The 20,121-nt window shown below is 72.0% G+C and carries 15 protein-coding genes; 7 read left to right on the top strand and 8 right to left on the bottom strand.

Annotated elements, in window-relative coordinates; translation table 11 throughout:
• The first annotated feature begins 1 nt into the window (after position 1).
• The gene (locus tag IEY93_RS19560) at positions 2-1,621 is read left to right on the top strand and encodes an SPFH domain-containing protein (RefSeq protein ID WP_189164533.1); all 1,620 of its coding nucleotides are present in this window, start codon (positions 2-4) and stop codon (positions 1,619-1,621) included.
• Between the two features lie 151 nt (positions 1,622-1,772).
• Positions 1,773-2,699, top strand: a complete 927-nt coding sequence (locus IEY93_RS19555) for a hypothetical protein (RefSeq protein ID WP_189164532.1) — start codon at positions 1,773-1,775, stop codon at positions 2,697-2,699.
• 96 nt (positions 2,700-2,795) lie between these two features.
• Here the strand turns inward: IEY93_RS19555 and IEY93_RS19550 are convergent, their stop codons facing one another.
• Genes IEY93_RS19550 through IEY93_RS19530 form a run of 5 tightly spaced genes read right to left on the bottom strand, consistent with a single transcriptional unit; the run spans position 2,796 to position 8,664 of the window.
• The gene (locus tag IEY93_RS19550; protein ID WP_189164531.1) at positions 2,796-3,821 is read right to left on the bottom strand and encodes a LacI family DNA-binding transcriptional regulator; all 1,026 of its coding nucleotides are present in this window, start codon (positions 3,819-3,821) and stop codon (positions 2,796-2,798) included.
• A gap of 10 nt (positions 3,822-3,831) precedes the next feature.
• Positions 3,832-5,448: a glycoside hydrolase family 13 protein gene (locus IEY93_RS19545; protein WP_189164530.1), complete on the bottom strand. Its 1,617-nt coding sequence runs from the start codon at positions 5,446-5,448 to the stop codon at positions 3,832-3,834.
• Between the two features lie 43 nt (positions 5,449-5,491).
• Positions 5,492-6,373: a sugar ABC transporter permease gene (locus tag IEY93_RS19540; protein ID WP_189164529.1), complete on the bottom strand. Its 882-nt coding sequence runs from the start codon at positions 6,371-6,373 to the stop codon at positions 5,492-5,494.
• A complete protein-coding gene (locus IEY93_RS19535; RefSeq protein WP_189164528.1) occupies positions 6,367-7,362 on the bottom strand; it encodes a carbohydrate ABC transporter permease in 996 nt (331 codons plus the stop codon). The genes IEY93_RS19540 and IEY93_RS19535 overlap by 7 nt, the downstream gene beginning before the upstream one ends.
• A gap of 3 nt (positions 7,363-7,365) precedes the next feature.
• Complete coding sequence (locus IEY93_RS19530) at positions 7,366-8,664, bottom strand: extracellular solute-binding protein (protein ID WP_189164527.1); 1,299 nt, start codon at positions 8,662-8,664, stop codon at positions 7,366-7,368.
• 431 nt (positions 8,665-9,095) lie between these two features.
• Between IEY93_RS19530 and IEY93_RS19525 the strand changes: the two genes are divergently transcribed.
• Positions 9,096-10,397, top strand: a complete 1,302-nt coding sequence (locus IEY93_RS19525; RefSeq protein WP_189164526.1) for an ABC transporter ATP-binding protein — start codon at positions 9,096-9,098, stop codon at positions 10,395-10,397.
• Between the two features lie 57 nt (positions 10,398-10,454).
• Here IEY93_RS19525 and IEY93_RS19520 read toward each other — a convergent pair whose 3' ends face one another.
• A complete protein-coding gene (locus IEY93_RS19520; protein WP_189164525.1) occupies positions 10,455-11,087 on the bottom strand; it encodes an ACT domain-containing protein in 633 nt (210 codons plus the stop codon).
• A 145-nt stretch (positions 11,088-11,232) separates the two neighbouring features.
• On the bottom strand, positions 11,233-12,564 hold the full coding sequence (locus tag IEY93_RS19515; RefSeq protein WP_189164524.1) for a right-handed parallel beta-helix repeat-containing protein: 1,332 nt from the start codon (positions 12,562-12,564) through the stop codon (positions 11,233-11,235).
• A gap of 274 nt (positions 12,565-12,838) precedes the next feature.
• Between IEY93_RS19515 and IEY93_RS19510 the strand changes: the two genes are divergently transcribed.
• The 4 genes from IEY93_RS19510 (at position 12,839) to IEY93_RS19495 (ending at position 18,782) form a co-directional block, all read left to right on the top strand.
• A complete protein-coding gene (locus tag IEY93_RS19510) occupies positions 12,839-14,194 on the top strand; it encodes a sensor histidine kinase (RefSeq protein WP_189164523.1) in 1,356 nt (451 codons plus the stop codon).
• A gap of 170 nt (positions 14,195-14,364) precedes the next feature.
• Positions 14,365-16,425 carry an N-acetylneuraminate synthase family protein gene (locus IEY93_RS19505; protein WP_189164522.1) on the top strand — a complete coding sequence of 687 codons (2,061 nt, stop codon included), beginning with the start codon at positions 14,365-14,367 and terminating at the stop codon, positions 16,423-16,425.
• A 132-nt stretch (positions 16,426-16,557) separates the two neighbouring features.
• Positions 16,558-17,514, top strand: coding sequence for a glycosyltransferase family 2 protein (locus tag IEY93_RS19500; protein WP_189164521.1), 957 nt, complete (start codon positions 16,558-16,560; stop codon positions 17,512-17,514).
• A complete protein-coding gene (locus IEY93_RS19495) occupies positions 17,511-18,782 on the top strand; it encodes a polysialyltransferase family glycosyltransferase (RefSeq protein ID WP_189164520.1) in 1,272 nt (423 codons plus the stop codon). Before IEY93_RS19500 ends, IEY93_RS19495 begins: the two co-directional genes overlap by 4 nt.
• Here IEY93_RS19495 and IEY93_RS19490 read toward each other — a convergent pair.
• Positions 18,779-19,966 (bottom strand): endo-1,4-beta-xylanase, encoded by a 1,188-nt coding sequence (locus IEY93_RS19490; protein ID WP_189164519.1) that lies wholly within the window; start codon positions 19,964-19,966, stop codon positions 18,779-18,781. The two genes, IEY93_RS19495 and IEY93_RS19490, sit on opposite strands and share 4 nt — an antisense overlap.
• Positions 19,967-20,121 lie beyond the last annotated feature (155 nt).

Here is a 20,121-nt window from a genome sequence, read left to right as displayed (position 1 = left end):
CATGCCGATTCTCCTCCTGATCGTGGCGATCCTGCTCGTCGCGGCCGTCGTCTACCTCGCCCGGAGCACGGTGCGGGTGCCGCCCGGCCACGTCGGCGTCGTCTACCGGCGGTACGGCGTCGTCCATCGCGACGACCGCGACCGCGAGATCCGGGTCCATCCCTCCTCCCCCGGCTATCAGGCCGACACTTTGCGCCCCGATCGGGTCTACCTGCGGCCGGCGTTCCTCTACCGGGTCGAGAACGTGCCGCGCACGTCCGTCCCTCCGGGCACGATCGGCCTGGTCATCGCCAAGGACGGCGCCCCGCCGCCGCTCACCCGGAGCCTGTGCGCCGCGGTCGCCTGCGCCGGTTTCGAGGACGGCGCCGCCTTTCTCGCCGGCGGCGGCGAGAAAGGCAGGCAGCCGGGCGTCCTGCCCGGCGACGCCTCCTACGCCGTCAACACCCGCCTGTTCGAGGTGATCACCGTGGACACGGTGGGCACCGGGCGGGACGACCTGACGGCCGACGATCTCAGAGAGGTCGAGATCCCGGAGGGCTCGGCCGGGGTGGTCGTGGTCCGCGAGGGCGAGGCGCCCGAGGAGGAGGGCTCGGTCGGCCACCGGGTGCCCGGGCACGAGGACTTCCAGTTACCCGCGGTGTTCCTCGCCGGCGGCGGGCAGCGCGGCGCCCAGGAGCAGACCCTCAGCCGGGGCCGCTATCGGATCAATCCCTGGTTCGCCCAGATCATCAAGATCCCCACCCGGGTCATCGTCCTGGAGTGGTCGAAGTGGACCAAACCCACCACCAACTTCGACTCCGCCCTGGGACAGATCCGCATCAACGTCGAGGGTTACTGGATTCGCATCGACATGACACAGACCATCCGCATCCCGGCGAAGGCCGCGCCCGGCCTGGTCAGCCGGCTCGGAGCGGACGCCGAGTCGGGGCCGGTCCGCCGGTTCGTCGACAAGGTTCTCGCCCCCACCGTGGAGGGGTACTTCCACCGGGCTCAGGCCGGGTACACGATCATGGACTTTCTCGCCAACGGCGAGGAGGTCCGCCTCAACCTGGAAAAGCTCGTGCGCGACGCCCTCAGCGAGTGGGACGTGGAGGCGATCAGCACCACTCTCAGCGAGTTCGAGCCGGAAGGGACGACCCTCGACGAGCTGCGCCGGTCCATCGCCGACGAGCGCGAACGCCAGGAGATGCTGCGTCACCGGTACACCAGCGCCGAACTCGCCGCGAAGACCACCCGCATCGAGATCGGCCTGGACCGCGAGCGGGAGAAGCTCGCGGTCGTCAAGCTGGAGGAGCAGGTGCGCATCCTGGGCAAGGACACCGTCGCCCTCAACCAGTTCCTCGCCGAGCTCGCCAAGATGAACGTCCCGCAGTACGTCGGCACCGACGCCCAGGCCCTGCTCCAGTACATGCCGCTCTCCGCCGCACAGGACCTGATCAACAACGCGCTGCGCCGCCAGTACCCGCAGGTCGAAGGGCAGCACCGCGTAGAGATCGCGCGTGACCCGGCTCAGGGCGGCTCCGGCGGGCCCGCCCCACTGGAAGACGGCGCGATCGACGTCGACGATCCGGGCGAGTGGACCGTCCCACTCCGGCGGGGCGGCGATACCGGAAGGGGGTAAGTCCGGAAAGCGGCTTTCACTACAAAAACAGCGGTACGGGCGATTGCCATAACCGGAAAATACATGTCTTGCCTCCATTCATGGGATGTGCCAGATTGACAGCATCTCCATACGGCGGAGAAACGGAATGTACGTCCCAGGCTGGAGAGCCATGCAACCCAAAGTATTATGTTTCTTCGACGACGGAGAGCCGCCGGTCCGGCAGTACAACGGCGTCAACGAACTTCCCCCCGTGCCGCTCTGCCAGAAACACGACGCCGAGCCCAAGACCTGGTGCGACGGGTGCCCTCCGGACACCACTCTGCTCACGGTGGGCACGACCACCTACTTCAAGGAGATGAATTACACCGCCAAACCCCGCCTCGTGGCACCGCACAATGAGCCCAACCCGTATTCGCTGTTGACGATGTGCGCCAACTGCGCGAAGGCCGACAGATGCCGAGCCTGCCAGACGCCCGCGTACCGGGCGGACCAGCAGCGTGCGCTGCGCGGCGCCACGCTCGTCGCCGCCGACGACGCCCGCTGCGGGTACTGCTCGGCGGCGCCGGTGACCGACAACGACCTCCTCACCCTCGTGCCCACGACGCGGGCATGGATCACCTCGTGGTTCGCCAAGTACGGCGGGAAGTTCCCGCAGGACATCCCGGGCTTCACCGTCGAACTCGTGCCCGCCTCCGGGCTGGCCGGCGCCACCGAGAAGGGGATCCAGACAGGGGCGTGCGTCCGCTCGGGCGAGAAGACCGGGACCAAGGTCGTGATCAAGTCATACACGATCAAGGTACTCGCCGGCATGCGCAAGCCGGCGTTCCTGGAGACCCTGACCCACGAGCTGACCCACATCTGGATCTTCGAGGAGGGTCTGGAGGCCAAGCCGCTCGTCGAGGGCTTCTGCAACTACGTCGCGCTGCAGCGCCTGAAGGACCTGCAGGAGGAGGGCGGACCCCTCGGGCAGGAGGCCGAGCAGCGCATCGCCTACATGCATGCCCAACAGGGCGCCGTGTACGGCGGGAACATGAAGGCCCTGAACCTCATGGCCAAGAACCCGGGATTCAACCCGGTGGGCCACTTCAGGCAGTGACCTCCGGCCCGGGCGTTCCGGCCCGGGCCGCCTGACCCACCGCGAGATCGGCGAGGCGAAGATGAGCAGACCCGGCACCGGGGCGGCGGCGCGGTGTCAGCGGTTGACGAGGGGGCCGGAGCCGGTGGAGCCGCGGACCACGAGCTCGGGCTGGAAGATCAGCTCGACGTTCTTGGGCGGGGCTCCGCCGATCTCCTCGAGCAGCGTCTGCACCGCGGCGGTCGCCATGGGGCCGATGGGCTTGCGGACGGTGGTGAGCGGCGGGTCGGTGAAGGCGATGAGCGGCGAGTCGTCGAACCCGACGACCGAGACGTCTCCCGGGACCGTCAGCCCGCGCTCGCGGGCGGCGCGGATCGCGCCGAGCGCCATGAGGTCGCTGGCGCAGACGATGCCGGTGCAGCCCCGGTCGATCAGGGCCGACGCCGCGGCCTGGCCGCCCTCGACCGAGAACAGCGAGTGCTGGATGAGCTCCTCGGGGTCGGACGGGCCGAGCAACTGCGCCATCGCCTGGGTGAAGCCCTCGATCTTGCGGATGACCGGGACGAACCGCCGCTGGCCGAGGGCGAGGCCGATGCGCTCGTGGCCGAGGTCGACCAGGTGCTGCACGGCCAGGCGGGCGGCCAGGCGGTCGTCGGGTGAGATGAACGGCGCGGCGATGTGCTCGCTGTAGCCGTCCACCAGGACGATCGGCAGGCCGCGGTCGGTGAGCCGGGTGTAGCGGTCCATGCGGGCGGTGGTGTCGGCGTGCAGGCCCGAGACGAAGATGATGCCGCTGACATCCCGTTCGAGCAGCAGCTCGGTGTACTCGTCCTCAGGGGCGCCGCCCGGGCTCTGGGTGCACAGCACGGGGGTGTAGCCGTGCTGGGTCAGGGACTTCTCGATGGCCTGGGCGAACGCCGGGAAGATCGGGTTGTCCAGCTCGGGGGTGACCAGCCCGATGAGGCCGTTGCTGCGCTGGCGCAGGCGCTGCGGGCGTTCGTAGCCGACCAGGTCGAGCGCGGTGAGCACGAGCTGGCGGGTCCGCGCCGACACCCCCGACTTGCCGTTGAGGACGCGGCTGACCGTGGCCTCGCTGACCCCCGCCTGGGCCGCGATGTCGGCGAGCCGCGCGTTGCCGTTCATGGCCGTTACTCTACGCATCGCCGAGGGACCACCACGCCGTGGAGTCCGGCGCGAGCCGTACGAGGTCACCGTCCTCGGTGACCGGGGCGCTGGCCAGCAGCAGGGCGCCGGGCCGGGGCAGTGCGACCGGCTCCCCGGTGGTGTTGACCGTGCAGGCGAACACGCCGTCCCGGGTGAACACCAGCGTCCCCTCCGGAGAGGGCTGCCAGCTCAGCGCGCCGTCGCCCAGCGCGGGGTGGGCACGGCGCAGCCGCAGCGCCTCCTGGTAGAGGGTCAGCGTGGAGGCCGGGTCGCCGAGCTGCGACTCCACGCTGAGCGGGCCCCAAGAGGCAGGCATGGGCAGCCAGGTGTCCTGGATGCCGGGCGGGCTGAAACCGAACGGCGGCTCGGAGTGCGCCCACGGGAGCGGGACGCGGCAGCCGTCGCGGCCGTCGTCGGGGTGGCGCAGGCGCTGCGGGTCCTGGCAGACCTCCGCGGGCAGGTCGAGCACCTCGGGCAGGCCCAGCTCCTCGCCCTGGTAGATGTAGGCGGAGCCCGGCAGCGCGAGCATCAGCAGCGCGGCGGCGCGGGCCCGGCGCAGGCCGCCCTCCCCGTCGCCGTACCGCGTGACGTGCCGCTTGACGTCGTGGTTGGACAGCACCCAGGTGGGCGGCGCGCCGACCGGGCCGACGGTGGCCAGGGACTCGTCGATGACGGCGTGCAGCAGGGCGGCGTCCCAGGGGGTCTGCAGGAAGTGGAAGTTGAACGCCTGGTGCAGCTCGTCGGGGCGGACGTAGTTGGCCAGGCGTTGCTGGCTGGGCGCCCACGCCTCGGCCACGCCGATGCGCTCGCCGTCGTAGGAGTCGAGCACGCGGCGCCAGGCGCGGTGGATCTCGTGGACGCCGTCCTGGTCGAAGTAGGGCAGCACGGCGGTGCCGAGCATGGTGACCTGCCCGGTCGCGCCGATGTCGGGCAGCCCCGCGGCCTTGACCATGCCGTGGGCGACGTCGATGCGGAAGCCGTCCACGCCGAGGTCCAGCCAGAAGCGCAGGACGGACTCGAACTCGGCGTGGACCTCGGGGTTCTCCCAGTTCAGGTCGGGCTGTTCGGGGGCGAACAGGTGCAGGTACCACTCACCGCCGGGCAGGCGGGTCCAGGCGGGGCCGCCGAACACCGACTCCCAGTCGTTGGGGGGCAGCTCCCCCGCCTCGCCCCGGCCGGGGCGGAAGATGTAGCGCGCACGCTCGGGGGTGCCCGGCCCGGCCTGCACGGCGGCCAGGAACCAGGCGTGCCGGTCGGAGGTGTGGTTCGGCACGACGTCGATGATGACGCGCATCCCGTGCCCGTGGGCGTCCTCGATGAGAGCCCTGGCGTCGGCCAGCGTGCCGAAGATCGGGTCCACGTCGCGGTAGTCGGCGACGTCGTAGCCGAAGTCGGCCATCGGCGAGGTGTAGAACGGCGTGAGCCACAGCGCGTCCACCCCCAGTCCGGCCAGGTAGTCCAGCCGGCTGCGCACGCCGAGCAGGTCGCCCACGCCGTCGCCGTTGCCGTCGGCGAAGCTTCGCACGTAGACCTGGTAGATCACCGCGTCCCGCCACCAGCGGGTGGCGGCCTGGGTGGGACGGGCTTCGCGGACGACGTCGGTCATGGGGATCCCCGATTCTGTAGGTTCGGCCGTCGCGCCGAGGCGGTCAGGACTTGGTGGCGCCGGCGGTGAGACCGGTGACCAGGTGGCGCTGGACGAGCAGGAAGACCACCGCGGCCGGCGCGGCGATCAGCACCGAGGAGGCGGTGAGCAGGCCCCACTCGGCCTTGTGCTGGCCGACGAACTGGCCGAGGCCGACCGCCAGCGTGTACTTGTCGTCGCCGGTCATGAAGGCGGTGGCGTAGGCGACCTCCGCCCAGGCGGTGATGAAGGAGTAGAACGCGGCGACGGCCAGGCCCGGCTTGGACAGCGGCAGGATGAGCCGCCAGAAGGTGCCGAAGGGGGTGAGCCCGTCCACCCGTCCCGCCTCGTCGATCTCCACCGGGACGGTGTCGAAGTACCCCTTCATCATCCACGCGCAGAACGGCACGGTCGAGGTGAGGTAGGCGACGACCAGGCCGGGGAACTGGTTGATCAGCCCGAGGCCGGCGAGCAGGTTGTAGATCGGCACGATGAGGATGGCCACGGGGAACATCTGCGTGATCAGCAGCATCCACATGATGGAGCGGTGGCCGGGGAAGCGGAACCGGCTGACCGCGTAGCCGGTGGTGGCGGCGAGCACCACGCCGAGGACGGTGGTCATCGCCGCCACCAGCAGCGAGTTGAACAGCCAGCGGAGGAAGGCGGTCTGGGTGAGCACCTGCAGGTAGTTGTCCAGGCTGGGGCTGTTGAACAGTTCCACGGTGGAGGACTGCCAGGCGTCCCGCGGTTTGAGCGAGGTCAGCACCAGCCAGGCGACGGGGAAGACCGCGACGAGGCTCGCGGCGATCAGCGTGGCGTGCAGGGCCGCCGACCTGGCGGGGCCGCGCGCGCCGCGGCCGTGGGTGCGGGTGCGCGGGCCGGTCGCCCGGGTGAGGGTGCTCACCATGCCTCCCCCTGCCGGCGCAGCGCGCGGCGGTAGACGACGGCCATGACGACGAGCAGGACGAGGATGAGCACGCCCCACGCCGCCGATCCGGAGTAGTTGCGGATGCCCTCGAACGCCTGCCGGTAGGCGTAGGTGACGAGGATCTCGCTGGATCCGCCGGGGCCGCCCCGGGTGACCAGGAAGATGACGGGGAACTGGTTGAAGGTCCAGATGGTGCCGAGCAGCACGACGGTGCTGGACACCGGCCGCAGGCCCGGCAGGGTGATGTGGCGGAACCGCTGCCAGGGGGTCGCGCCGTCCACCTCGGCGGCCTCGTAGAGCTCGCGGGGGATGGCCTGCAGCCCGCCGAGCAGGGCGAGCATCATGAACGGCACGCCGAGCCAGACGTTGACGGCGATGACCGAGGCCTTGGCCCACAGCGGGTCGTCCAGCCACTGGACGCCGGGCAGGCCGGCGGCGCGCAGCATGGCGTTGACCACGCCGAACTCGCCGTTGAGCAGGTAACGCCAGATGAAGGCGGACACGAACGCCGGCACCGCCCAGGGCAGCACGAGCAGCATGCGGTACAGCGAGCGCAGTCGCAGGGGCCGGTTGAGCAGCATCGCCAGGCCGAGGCCGAGGCCGTAGTGCAGGGCTACGCAGACGACGGTCCAGGTGATCGTCCAGGCGAGCCGGGACAGGAACTCGGCGGAGGTGACGATCGCGGTGTAGTTGGCCAGGCCGACGAACTCGTAGGTCGAGGGGATGGTGTTCATCCCGATCGTGCGGCCCATGTTGGCCTCGGTGGCGTCGGTGAGGGAGAGGTAGACGCCGCGGACCAGGGGATAGCCGATCAGCACCAGTGTGACGACGACGACCGGCGCGCACATCGCCCAGGCGTACCAGTGACGTGCGAGGAAGCGGCCCGCCCTGCCCTCTCCCCTGGGACGGCGGGCGCCGCCGCGGGCCGGGGTGCCCGCGGCGGTGCCGTCAACGACCTGCGTCGTCATGGGTCACAGGCTCCAGCCCTTGAGGATGCCCTGGTAGGCCTTGGCCACGTCCTGCAGTGCCGCGTCGCTGCCCTGCTGGCCGGCGGCGATCTTCTGGTAGCCCTCCAGCAGCGGCTGGAAGAGCTGGCCGCCCTCGGGGATCCACGGCCGCTCGACCGCGGCGGCCATGGGGTCCTTCCACTTGGCGATCATGTCGTTGGCCTGGGCGTCGGGCAGGGTGTAGGCCGAGGGGCGGGCGGGCAGCAGGCCGAGCTTGCCCGCGACCTTGGCCTGGCTCTCGGCCGAGGCCATGAACTGCACGAACAGGTAGGAGGCGGGAAGGTTCTTCGACCCCGCGTAGACCGCGTAGTCGTGGCCGCCGGTGGGGGCGCCGGCCTTGGCCGAGCCGGCGGGCACCGGCGCGATGCCGAAGTTGTCGGGGTTGTCCTTGAAGACCTTGCCGCCCAGGTTGTCGGTGTTCGACCACGGGCCGTTGAAGATCATCGCGACCTTGCCTTCCTTGAAGGCGGTCTCGGCGTTGGTGTAGCTGTCCTGGATGGCGGGCTTGGCCGCGGCGCCCGACGTGATCAGGTCCTCGACGATCTTCACACCGGCGGCGGCCTGCGGCGCCGCGACGGTGATCTTCTTGCTCGCCACGTCGAGCAGGTCGCCGCCCTCGCCGTAGATGAAGGGCAGCAGGAAGTAGGCGTCGACGTTGAGCGCGAGGCCGTCGGCGCCGGCCTTGGACTTCACGTCCAGGGCGGTCTGCTTGAGCTCGGCGAAGGTCTTCGGCGGGGCGTCGTGGCCGGCCTTCTTCAGCAGTTCCTTGTTGTACAGCAGGCCGAGGGTGTCGGTGACCTGCGGCACGGCGTAGGTCTTGCCGTTGTACTTCCCGCTGCTGGCGGGGCTCGGCAGGAAGTCCTCGGGCTTGTCCAGGGCCGGGGTGCCCTCCAGCGGGGCGAGGTAGCCGAGGGAGGCGAACTCGGCGACCCAGCCGACCTCGGCCCGCAGCACGTCGGGGGCGCCCGAGCCGCTCTGCGCCGCGGTCTTGAACTTGTTCTGCGCCTCGGCGAAGGGCACGTTGACGTAGTTGACCTTGATCTTGGGGTACTTCGCCTGGAAGTCGGTGATCAGCTGCTGGAAGACGGGCCCCTCGTTGGTGGCGTCCGAGGTGTCCCACCAGGTGACCTCGCCGGAGACGGCCGCGGGGTCGGCGGCCGAGGCCGGAGCGGCCGGCTGGGTGGGGGTGTCCTGGCCGCCGCAGGCGGATACCGCCAGCGCCAGCGCCGCGGCTGCCGCCGCGACCGAGATGCCTCGCCGCATTGTGTGCACTCCTTGCTCAGCTCCATTGCCTTGGCCCGGTGCTCGGCGGGCGCGTCCGGTCGGGGGCGCCGCGTCGATCGGGTACGCGGAACGTAACAGGCGTGTGAACTGGCCTGAAATACCTTTCGGAAACTTTCTGCAAATTGTGACACGCCTGTCATTGCACAGGCGTTGCCGACCGGATGTGCGGGGTTCGACAACGTCCGCCCACGGCCGCGCGGGGCGGGCGGCCGGCGTCATGGCAGGCACGGGCGCCGGGGTGGGTTTTCGCACGTCCTGACGTCGACGGCCGGGCAACGGTCAAGTAACCGGCGGATGAGCGTTTTCTCACCACACGTATGGACACAGCGCCCCGATACGCGATGTACTACCTCATCAATCACAACATGACGGCTGGATCCGGGCATGCCGCCCGGGAGGAACGAGTGACGATGAGTACCGTCGTTCTCGACAGCGTGACAAAGGTGTACCCCGGCGGGCATCTCGCGGTCGATCGCATGAGCCTGCGGGCCGAAGAGGGGGAACTCCTCGTCCTGCTCGGGCCATCGGGCTGCGGCAAGTCCACGCTGCTACGAATGATCGCCGGACTGGAGGAGATCACCTCCGGCGATCTCTACCTCGACGGGAAACACGCCAACGAGCTCGCCCCCCGCGACCGGGACGTCGCGATGGTCTTCCAGAACGGCGCGCTCTATCCGCACCGCACCGTCCGCGGCAATCTGTCGTTCCCGCTGGAGATCGCCAAAGCCGACCCGAACCTGGTCAGGGATCGGGTGGTCGAGCTCTCCCGCGCGCTGCACATCGACGAGACGCTGGACCGCCGCCCTGGAACGCTCTCCGGCGGCCAGCGCCAGCGCGTGGCGATGGGCAGGGCCATCGTCCGGCAGCCCTCCCTGTTCCTCATGGACGAGCCGCTGTCCAACCTGGACGCCGGCATGCGGACCGAGCTGCGCATGGAGATCTCCTCGCTGGTCCGCGCGCTCGGCGTCACGACGATCTACGTGACGCACGACCAGGTCGAGGCGCTCACCCTCGCCGACCGCATCGCGATCATGAATCGCGGCGTGCTGCAGGACGTGGGCACCCCCGGGCAGATCTACAACGACCCGGCCACGGCCTTCGTCGCGGCCTTCCTCAGCTCACAGCAGCTCAACCTGCTGGCGGCCACGGTGCGCACCCCGCAGAACCAGTACATCTCGCTGGACTTCGGGCTGCACCAGATCACGATGCCGTGGACCGACCCGCGGTCGTACGCCGTCTCCCAGCACACCGGCAGCCAGATCATCGTGGGCATCCGGCCCGACGCGCTCGCGCCGATCCCCGAGGGCGCCGAGGGCCCGCACTTCGCCGGCCGGGTCAGGGCCCTTGAGTACCACGGCCACGAATGGCTCGCCTACCTGGAGGTCGGCATCCCCGCCGTGCCGGCGCCGGAGCCGGCGCCGGGCCTCAACGGGCACGTCAACGGCAACGGGCACGCCGGGAACGGCGTGGGCGGCCGGATGCGCGCGGTGATGCGGCGGCTGATCCCCGGCGGCGGGCACGGCGACGCCGACCCCGCCGAGGAGCACACCCCGCCGCCGGGCAGCGGCCACCACCGCCGCTCCGACCTCATCGTCCGCCTCGGCTCGCGCCCGGTGTGGCGCACCGGGGACTTCGGCCGGGTGGCCGTGGACCTCAGCAAGCTGATGCTGTTCACCGTGCAGGGCGACCGCATCGACCCGCCCCGGCGCTGACGGCCGCGCGCCCGCACCACCCGCCAGGGCGCCGGATGGCCGCGTGACGGTCACGGCTCAGGCCACCGTGCCCTGCGCCGCCGTGTCCGCGAGCAGGGCGACGATCTCCACGACGCGGACGACCTTGTCCAGCTCCACCTGGTGGAAGGCCGGGCCCTCGGAGCGCGCCACGACCAGGTGCAGCCCGGCCGCCTTGACCGGGAGGCTGAGCAGGTGCAGCGTCCCCTCGCTGAACGACGAGGGCCGCAGCGGGGTGAGGTCGGGCATCGCCTCCACGCCGGGAGCCTGCCAGCTGCCGTGCACGACGGCACCGGTCACCGAGTCGACGGCGACCGCCCACTCGGCGCTGACCAGGTCGGGCACCGCGTCGACCAGCGTGACGAAGGCGCGCTCGACGTCGGAGGCGACGTGGCCGAGCAGGTCGTAGTCGGGGTTCGCGCCCGGAACCTCCCGGGTGGGCCACACTCCCTCGATGCGCACCCCCGGCACCACCGACAGGCGCTCGCGCAGTTCGTCGGCGCCGAACCCGCCGGGCCAGGACAGGGTGAAGTCGTCCATCGCGCGACCGGCCTCCCGCTCCAGGACCGTGACCTGGAGGATGTCCGCGCCGAGCACCCCGAACGCCCGGGCCACCTGGCCGAGCACGCCCGGACGGTCGGGCAGCGACACCCGCATTCTCAGCACCCTCATCACCGCCTCTGCTCGTCCGGCCGGGCCCCGCGAATGAGCCGACACCCTGTTTCTCTCATCAGCAGCACCTCGCCACACAGGGTGGCCGATGCAGGTTTCGCCGATGTTCCGCGGATATGTACGGAACAAGTCTGATTCGGGCGTTTCAATATTGGTACGCCCCCGCGTCCGGGTTGCCGGACCGCCGGATCGACCGGCCGGCCGCGTCGTGGGTCATCCCCCTCCCGCCGTACCAGGATGCCTTGAGGTGGACGCCGCGCCCGATGGCGGGGGACCCCGGGCGCAGCCTGAGGTCGCGGCGGCTCGCGAAGCGCGGGTCGGCGCGTACCGACCGGCGGCCGGGCTTGAAGTCCCCGCTGCGGCCGTCGTACACCCCGCCCGCGTCGTCGACGCCCGAGCCGTCCTCGAACCCGACCTGCCCGCCGACCTTGATCACGTTGTTGCGCAGCCGGAGGATCTTCCCGGAGCAGCCGTCGGCACAGGAGAAGCCGATGGTGTGCCGGGCGGGCAGGTACACCGAGTTGTGCACGGCGACCGTGCCCCGGACCGGCCCGACCACGTGCCCCGCGCCCCTGGTGATCAGGAACGAGCCGCGGCGCCGCGAGGAGGTCACCACGTTGTGGGCGAACAGGTTGCCGTTCGCCGTGCCGCCGGGAGGGCGGCCGAGCTCGGTGAAGGTCTCGTTGTCGCGCGCCACGTTGTGGGCGACCACGTTGCGGTCCCCGCCGTAGATCTCCACCGCCGCGCCGTCGGCGACGTAGTCCCGGCTCGCGGCGTAGCTGCCGGTGATGAGGTTGCCGACCACCCGGTTGTCGTCGCCGTTCAGCAGCACGCCGAAGGCCCCCGAGTCGTTGTCGGGCTCGGCGTCGTCGACGCTCATCCGGTCGTTGCCGATCATCTGGCTGTTGCGCAGCACGTTGTCGGCCGCGCCCGGGGTCACCCACACCCCGGCGACGTTGCGGTCGGCGTACAGGTCCCACAGGTCGTTGCGGCGGCCCTCGACCCGGAATCCCGCCCAGCCGCAGCCGCTGGCCCGCAGCTCGGCGACCCGCCAGTACGACCCGGCGACCACGACGCAGTCGCCGTCCCGGCCGCCGATGCGCGGGCGCGCGCCCTCGCCGTACGCGCCGACCGTGATCGGCCGGGCCGCGGTGCCGTCGCCGGCCAGCCTCAGGGTGCCCTTCCACCGGCCGCCCCGCCGCAGCAACAGCGTGTCGCCCGGCCGCAGGCGGGCGTGGCCGGCCCGTTTCAGCGACCGCCACGCCTTGCCCGGGGCGGTGCCGGGCGCGTCGTCGTCCCCCTCGCGCGGATCGAGGTAGAACACCCTGCGGGCCGAGAGAGAGCCGTGCGCGGCGATCTGCCGGGCACTCGGGACCTCTCCGGGCAGGGCGTGCGATGACGCCGGAACCGCCGGCGCCGCCGCCAGAATGGACGTCAGCGGTAACGACAGGCAGGCTCGCCAGGCTCTCGGCGCCATAACCCCACACTCGTGCTCAAGGATCGCTGCCGCACACCGTAGCGGTCGAAGATCTCCTCCGGGAGACCCATCTCGCCGATCTCTCGCGCGAGGAGACCTGTGGCGCCGGAACGTTCCCGGCCGCGGCGGCCGGATCCGGCTGATCCGGCCACCCGGACGCTAAGGTCCCGAGCCGCCCCGTCCGGTGGCCCTCCCGCAGGAGTTTGCCATCCCTTGGCGACTCCTTTCCCAGCTCACGGATCTTGCCGGAGATCCGCGCGGATAGCCTTTGCCAATGCCCCTCCCACCGGTCCCCGTCCGGCCGCGGTCGATCAGAGGGCGGGTCACCCTCCTCACCCTCGCACTGGCCGCCGTCTTCCTCGTCCCCCTGGCCATCGCCGCCGACCTGGTCATCAGGGCCAGCGTCGCCAACAGCATCTGGCACGAGACCAGGCAGGCCGCCGCGCGGGTCACCGCCGCCTTCCACGACGGGTCCCTGCGCAACCCCATCCCCCCCGGCCCCGGAGGGGTCACCGTCATCCAGGTGGTCGGCCCGGGCCACCACGTGCTCGCCGCGACGGCCGAGGGGCAGAGCCTGCCGCCGCTGAGCGACGTGCGCCCCCCGGACCCGCACGACCTGCGCGACTTCACCGCCTGCCCGCACTTCACCTCCGGCTGCCACCAGGTGACGGCCGCCCTGACCGGCTCCACCCCCGCCTCCCCCATCGTGTACGCCGCCGAACCCGCCCCGGCCGTGCTGGCCACCCGCGCGCTGGACGCGGCCCTCGGCCTGCAGGTCGTCGCGGTCGCCGGCCTGGTCGGGTGGATCGCCTACCGCGCGGCCGACCGGGGCCTGCGCACGATCGACCACATCCAGTACCAGCTCGCCCACATCACCGCCAGCGACCTGTCGTCGCGGGTGCGCGACCCGGGCGGCGAGGACGAGATCGCCCACCTGGCCCGCACGGTGAACAGCACCCTCGCCCGGCTGGAGCACTCGGTGGAGCAGCAGCGCCGGTTCGCCGCCGACGCCTCCCACGAGCTGCGCACCCCGATCGCCGGGCTGCGCGCCCAGCTGGAGGAGGCGCTGCTGTACCCCGCCGACACCGACGTCCCCACCCTGGCGGCCGGCGCTCTGCGCGACACCGACCGCCTGGAGCGCATCGTCACCGACCTGCTGTTCATGGCCAGGCTCGGCTCGGCGGGGCCGGCGGCGCAGGAGCTGGTCGACCTCGGCCGGCTCGCCGCCGGGGAGATCGCGCGCCGGCACACCCGGCTGCCGGTCATCGCCGACCTCGGCGACGACGTCACGGTGATGGGGGTGCGCACCCACCTGTACCGGGTGATCGACAACCTGCTCGGCAACGCCCAGCGGCACGCCGCCCAGCTCGTCCGGCTGGAGGTGCGCGCCGAGGGCGGCACGGCCGTGCTCGCCGTCACCAACGACGGCGACCGCATCGCCGAGGAGGACCACGAGCGCGTCTTCCACCGGTTCACCCGGCTGGACGCCGCCCGCAGCAGGGACAAGGGCGGGACGGGGCTCGGCCTGGCCATCGCCCGGGACGTCGCCATCGCCCACGGTGGAACGCTGCACGTGGAGAGCGTGCCCGAGGGGACGCGGTTCGTGCTGAGGCTGCCGCTCGCCGAGTGAACCGCCCCCCGGCTGAGCGGAGCCGGGGAGCGTCAAGTGTTAACAGGAGCGACGCTGGGCGTTCAGCTCGCACATGCCGAACAGGACAGTGCCGGTGGTTAGCGTGCGTGACTACCTCGTGAGCGCGACCGATGGCGGTGCGCTCGCACGTCCTTATCAGGGAGTAGACCTTGCGAGTCCTGGCCGTCGTCCCCGCCCGTGGAGGTTCTGCGGGCGTACCGCTGAAGAACCTGGCCAAGGTGGGCGGCACGCCCCTGGTGGCCCGCGCGGTCGCCTCCTGCCGGGAGGCGGAGCTCATCGACGAGGTGGTCGTCAGCACCGACCACGACACGATCGCCGCCGTGGCCGAGGCCGCCGGCGCGCGCGTCGTCCGGCGTCCCGCCGAGCTGAGCGACGCGACGGCCTCCAGCGAGTCGGCCCTGCTGCACGCGCTCGACCAGCTCGGCGCCGACCCCGAGGTCGTCGTCCTCGTGCAGTGCACCAGCGCCTTCATCGACCCCGCCGACCTGTCGGCGGCGGTGGCCAAGGTGCTGGAGGGCACCGCCGACGTGGCGTTCTCCGCGGTGCCCACCCACGAGTTCGTCTGGGCCGGCCGCGACGGCGAGGTGAACGGCGTCAACCACGACCCGGGCCACCGTCCGCGCCGCCAGGACCGCGAGCCGGAGTACCGCGAGACCGGCGCCTTCTACGCCATCCGCACCGCGGGGCTGCGCGAGCACGGGCACCGCTTCTTCGGCACCGTCGCCGTCCAGCCGGTGCCCTCCAGCCACGCGGTGGAGGTCGACACCCCCGAGGACCTGGAGATCGTCCGCGCGCTCGCGCCGCTGGCCGGCCGTCCCGCCCCGCTCGACGTGGACGCCGTGGTCACCGACTTCGACGGCGTGCACACCGACGACCTGGTCTACGTCGACCAGGAGGGCCGCGAGACGGTGGCGGTCAGCCGTTCCGACGGTCTCGGCGTCGCCATGCTCAAGCGGGCCGGGGTGAAGATCCTGGTGCTGTCCACCGAGCAGAACCCGGTGGTGACCGCCCGCGCCCGCAAGCTCGGCGTCCCCGTGCTGCAGGGCCTGGCCTCCAAGCAGACCGCCCTGAGCGACTGGCTGAGCATCGAGGGCCTGGACCCGGCGCGGGTGGCCTACGTCGGCAACGACCTCAACGACCTCGGCTGCCTGGAGCTGGTCGGCTGGCCGGTGGCCGTCCCCGACGCCCACCCGCGCGTGCGCGCCGCCGCCCGCGTCGTGCTGAGCCACCAGGGCGGCGCCGGAGCCGTCCGCGAGCTGTGCGACCGCGTGCTGGCCGCCCGGCCGGCCGGCGCCGAGCCGCCGGTCGCCGGGCCGCGGCCCGCCGTCCGGGTCAAGTCGGCCCCGGTCCCGATCGGCGGCTCGCTGGTCGGCCCCGGCCACCCGGTGTACGTCATCGGGGAGATCGGCATCAACCACAACGGCGACCTGGACATCGCGCGCCGCCTCATCGACGTGGCCGCCGACGCCGGCTGCCAGGCGGTGAAGTTCCAGAAGCGCACGCCGGAGATCGCCGTGCCGGCCCACCAGCGCGACCAGATCCGCCAGACGCCGTGGGGCGAGATGACCTACCTGGAGTACAAGTACCGGGTGGAGTTCGGCCAGGACGAGTACACCCAGATCGCCAAGTACTGCGCCGAGCGCGGCCTGGACTGGTTCGCCTCCCCGTGGGACGTGCCGTCGGTGGACTTCCTGGAGGAGATGAACGTCGTCACGCACAAGGTCGCCTCGGCCAGCGTGACCGACCACGAGCTGCTGCGCCGCCTGGCCGCGACCGGCAAGCCGATCATCCTGTCCACCGGCATGTCCACGCTGGAGGAGATCGACGCGGCCGTGGAGATCCTCGGCACCGGCCGCCTGGTGATGATGCACGCCACCTCCACCTACCCGCTGCCGCCGGAGGAGGCCAACCTGCGCACCATCGGCACACTGCAGGACCGCTACGGCGTCCCGGTGGGCTACTCCGGGCACGAGCGCGGCCTGCAGATCTCGCTCGCCGCGGTCACCCTCGGCGCGGTCACCGTGGAGCGGCACATCACCCTGGACCGCACGATGTGGGGCTCCGACCACGCGGCCTCGCTGGAGCCGAGCGGCCTGGAGCACCTGGTGCGCGACATCCGGATCATCGAGCAGGCCCTCGGGGACGGCGTCAAGCGGGTCTTCCCCGGCGAGGAGGCCCCCAAGTCCCGCCTGCGCCGCGTCACCGTCTGAGGTCACCGGTCACCCGGGACACCGGGTGACCGATCTGCCAGCGAAACCGAACCAGGGAAGGGACCACGGGATGCACGCGCGCCGGCGGCGGGCGATGGGGGCGGGCGCGCTCACGCGGCGCGGAGACCGCCGATGATCACGCTGTCGGTCGTGGTGCCGGTGCGGGACGCCGGGCCGTTCATCGGGGACGCGCTGACCTCGCTGGAGCGCAACGCGCGCCCGGGTTTCGAGTTCATCGTCGTCGACGACGGCTCGGCGGACGCCACCCCGCGGGTCATCGACGACTTCCGCGGCCGGCTGCCGGGCCTGACCGTGCTGCGCAACGCCGCCCCGGTGGGGCTGGCCGACGCGCGCAACGCGGGCCTGTCGCTGGCCTCGGGCACCTACGTCACCTTCCTGGACGGCGACGACTGGCTGGGCCGTGGCTACCTGTCCCATCTGGTGGAGGCGATCGACGGGCTCGGCTGCGACTTCGTCCGGGTGGACCACGTCCAGGTGGAGGGGCGCAAGCGGGCGGTCCACCGGGCGCCGCAGGCCCGGCGCGGGGTGGTGCTCGACCCGCGGGACGGCATCCTGCCCGCCACGGGCCGGACCATGGTCGACTACCCCTACGCCTGGGCCGGGATCTACCGGCGCTCGCTGGGCGACCTGCTGGCCTTCCCCGGCCACCTGCACACCGCCGAGGACCGCCCGTGGATCTGGCGGCTGCACCGCGAGGCCCGCTCGTACGCCGTCGTCTCCCTGGCCGGGCTGTTCTACCGGCGGCTGGTGCCCACGTCGCTGACCCAGGTCGGCGACGAGCGGCAGCTGCACTTCTTCGACGCGTTCGAGCTGGTGTTCAAGCAGATCGAGGGCGAACCGCACCTGCTGCCCAAGGCGGTGCGCACCTTCTGCGCGCTGCTGGCCCACCATCTGGAGCTCGGCGACCGGTTCTCCCCCGCGCTGCGGGCCCGTTTCGAGGACCGGGCGCGCGACCTGCTGGCCGGCCTCCCCGCGGAGCTGCTGGAGCAGACGGGCCTGGACGAGGAGCGCCAGGCCCTGATCGGGCCTCTTCTTCCCCGACGGCGGACCGAGGAGCACGCGACATGACGCAGGTCTTCTACAGCTCCACCCTGTTCGGGGCGATGACCCTGGCCGCCGCCATGGACGCCGGCAGGTTCGGCCCGCACGAGGGGCGCCGGATCCTGCTGGTGTCGAACAACGCCGCCATCCCCGAGGTCACCCCGTCCCTGGACGAGGCGCCGGGGTTCTCGGCCCTGCGGCCGCGCTTCGACGAGGTCTGGTCGTGGAACGAGATCATCGCGCCTCTGCACCCGTCCGACTGGAAGGCGCGGGTCGTCGAGGTGCCGATGCTGGAGCGCCTGGTGCGCTCCCATCTCTCGCTGGGCGAGGGGGCCGGCGAGCTGGTGCTGGAGTCGGTGGCCGTGCCACCGGCGCGGACGGTGGCGGCGCTGGTGCGCGACTGCCCGATCACCGTCTACTCCGACGGGCTGATGAGCTACGGGCCGACGCGCGACCCGCTGCCCCTGGAGACCTCCGGCCGGATCACCCGGCTGCTCCACCTGGACCTCGTGCCCGAGCTCACCCCGCTGCTGCTGCGCGAGGTCGGCGTCGCCCCCGACCCGCTCCCGGACGAGGCGTTCCGCCGGGTGCTCGCGGAGATGCCGCCCCCGACCGGCCTGTCCGGCGAGGCGGTCATCCTCGGCCAGTACCTGTCGGCGCTGGACATCGTCACCGCCGAGGAGGAGGCCGAGCTGCACGCGGACATGCTGCGGGCCCTGGCCGCGCGCGGTCACCGCAGCGTGCTGTTCAAGCCGCACCCGGCGGCCGGCGGGCACCACGCGCGGCTGCTGCGCGAGGTGGCGCGGGAGCTCGGCGTGGAGCTGTGCGTGGCCGGCGACACCGTGCCGGCCGAGGCGTGCTTTTCGGCGCTGCGCCCGCAGCTCGTCGTGGGCTGCTTCTCCACCGCCCTGGTGACCGCAAGCCGGCTGTTCGGCATCCCGGTCGCCACCATGGGCTGTGACCTGGTGCTGGAACGGCTCGCGCCGTACGAGAACAGCAACCGGGTGCCGGTGACCATCGTGGACGCCACCGTGCCGCGGCTGTCCCTGGACGGGTCGATCACCGAGCCGCCGGAGGTCGAGCTGCGGGCGCTGGTGGAGGCGGTGGGTTTCTGCATGCAGAGCGAGCACTACCCGGCGCTGCGCGAGGTCGCGGCCGGCTACATCGAGACCCACGGCGCGCAGGCCCGCTACTTCAAGAACCGCCGCCTGGCCTCGGTCGGCCTACTGCCCGAGCCCGTCCGGCCGTCGCGCGACCGTCCGCTCGCCCGCCTGCGCCGCGCCCTGTCCCGCTAACCGCCCGCCGGCGACGCCGAGCAGACGACCCCGGAACCGGCCACGGCGTGCGGCAGCGCGCGATCGGGCCCCGCGGGCGGCAGCGCGTGATCGGCCCCGGCCTGCGGCAGCGCGCGTACGTCGCCGGCCGGGGTGGCGCACACGGCGAAGGCGGACAGCGCGGCGTGGTAGGCGGGCTTCTTGGCGTAGGCGGCGTCGAACAGCAGCGGGGTGCCGCCGCTGCGCCAGGAGTACTTGTCGGTCACGCCCCAGACGGTGACGCCGGTGCAGCGCGGCACCGACACGCAGGCGCCGACCGCCCTGCGGTAGGCGTCGGCCTGCGCCGTGCCCGAGCCGATGATGTCCAGCTCGGTGATCTGCACATCGACGCCGAGCGCGGCGAACTGCGCGATGGTCTGGGCGTAGCCCGCGGGCAACGGGACGTTCGGGTCGAAATGCGATTCAAGCCCGACGCAGTCGATCGGCACGCCGCGGTTCTTGAAGTCCTTGACCATGGCGACCACGGCGCGGGTCTTGGCGGCGTTCAGGTCCTCGATGCCGTAGTCGTTGTAGCACAGCCGGGCGGCCGGGTCGGCCTGCCGGGCGGTCCGGAACGCCAGCTCCAGGTAACTCGATCCGATGCGCCGCTGCCACAGGGTGGGGAGCAGTGTCCCGGCCGAGGTGTACGCCTCGCTCACCACGTCCCAGCTGTGGATCCTCCCCCGGTAGTGCCCGGCCACCGCGGTGATGTGGGTGACCATCGCCTGCGTGCTGTCCTGGGCGGTGGAGAGGTTGCCCGTCCAGAGCGAGTGCGGGCTGTCGACCAGGCTGCGCCCGCGCACCCGCATGCCCTTGCTCTCGGCGTGCGCGACGACGCGGTCGGCGGGCGTGAAGTTGAACGCGCCGCGCGCGGGCTCCACCACGTCCCAGTGCATCTCGGTCTCGGGGGTGAGCGAGGTGAACTCGCGGTCGAGGACCTCGGTGTACGGCGCCTGGTCCAGGTAGCGCGCCGACACCGCGGCGCCGAAGTACCGGCCGGTGGCGGCGGCCGCCTGCCCCAGCGTGGCGGCCCCGGCGCCGGCGGCCGCGGCGGGCGCGATGGCAAGGCCCGCGCACAGGACGGCTGCCGCGCACAGGGAGAGCGCCGCGCGGACGCCACGCGATCGCCGGTGCCGGTTGGGCGCGGGTTCGCATGTCGCTGGCATCGCGGTCCCTCTCGTCGCCCGGCCGTCGTCGGCACCCATTGTGGGCGCGGGTCACCGGATGTCAACGAGGTGCGCGCGAGCTCATGCCCCCGGCAGGGGTGTCACCGCCACGGGCCTTCGCCGATCTTCCGCGGGCGGCCCGGGCGGCGCGAAAG

The organism is Sphaerisporangium melleum, assembly GCF_014646695.1.
In the GTDB taxonomy this organism is placed as follows: Bacteria; Actinomycetota; Actinomycetes; order Streptosporangiales; family Streptosporangiaceae; genus Sphaerisporangium; species Sphaerisporangium melleum.
Note: the sequence above shows the minus strand (reverse complement) of the source record. Positions and strands in the feature narration are given on the sequence as shown.